The following is a 1083-nucleotide window of genomic DNA, read 5'->3' on the forward strand; positions in this document are numbered from 1 at the left end:
TGTACCCGGCCAGGAGGTTGGTGTCAGTTCCGGTTGTTGAAGGGAGGACCTCCGGGCTTAGTGGAGATGTCGAAGTCTTCACAACCCGGAGGTCCTCGTGTCTCACGCTAATGCCCGGCTGACCGTTCGCGGCAGGCTGTTGATCGTCGAACGTCGCCGCCAGGGGTGGAGGCAGGCTCACATCGCGGCGGCGATGGGTGTCTCGCGCAAGTGTGTGCGGTACTGGTTGCACCGGTTCGCTACCGAGGGCGAGGCCGGCCTGGCTGACCGGTCCTCGCGCCCGCACCACAGCCCGACGAAGACCCCACCCGAGGTCGAAGCCAAGGTCGTGGCGCTGCGTCTGGCCGAGAGGCGCGGGCGGGACCAGATCGCTGCCGAGACCGGCGTCCCGGCCCGGACCGTCTCTCGGGTCCTGGCCCGCCACCACATGCCGCACCTGGCCGTGCTGGACCCGATGACCGGTGAACGCATCCGTTCCTCGAAGGCCACCGCCGTGCGCTACGAACGCGACCGGCCCGGCGAGCTGGTCCACATGGACGTCAAGAAGCTCGGCCGTATCCCCGACGGTGGCGGCTGGCGAGGCCAAGGTGGGAGCACGTCGAACCACCAGTCCCGCACCAACAAGTCCCCGATCGGCTACGACTACGTGCACTCACTCGTGGACGACCACTCCCGCCTGGCCTACTCCGAGATCCTGCCCGACGAGAAGGGCACCACCTGCGCGGCCTTTCTGGCCCGCGCGATCAGCTACTTCGCTGCTCACGGCATCACCCGGATCGAACGCCTCATGACCGACAACGCGTGGGCCTACCGGTACTCGCTGCGCGAGATCTGCACTGCCCGAGGCATCCAGCAGAAGTTCATCAAGCCGCACTGCCCCTGGCAGAACGGCAAGGTCGAACGCCTCAACCGCACCCTGGCCACCGAATGGGCCTACCGGCAGGTCTTCACTTCCAACGACGAACGAGCTGCCGCCCTGGCACCCTGGATCGAGCACTACAACACCCACCGTCGCCACCAAGCCCTCGACGGCCAACCCCCGATCAGCAGGCTGTAACCAACCTCCTGGCCGGGTACAACTAG

1 protein-coding gene is annotated in these 1083 nt (G+C 66.9%); it reads left to right on the top strand.

The annotated features are described in order from the left end of the window. Nucleotides 1–97 precede the first annotated feature (97 nt). Nucleotides 98–1057 carry an IS481 family transposase gene (locus H9623_RS19115; protein WP_193721581.1) on the top strand — a complete coding sequence of 320 codons (960 nt, stop codon included), beginning with the start codon at nt 98–100 and terminating at the stop codon, nt 1055–1057. Nucleotides 1058–1083: the final 26 nt, after the last annotated feature.

Source organism: Oerskovia douganii (genome assembly GCF_015142735.1).
GTDB lineage: Bacteria > Actinomycetota > Actinomycetes > Actinomycetales > Cellulomonadaceae > Oerskovia > Oerskovia douganii.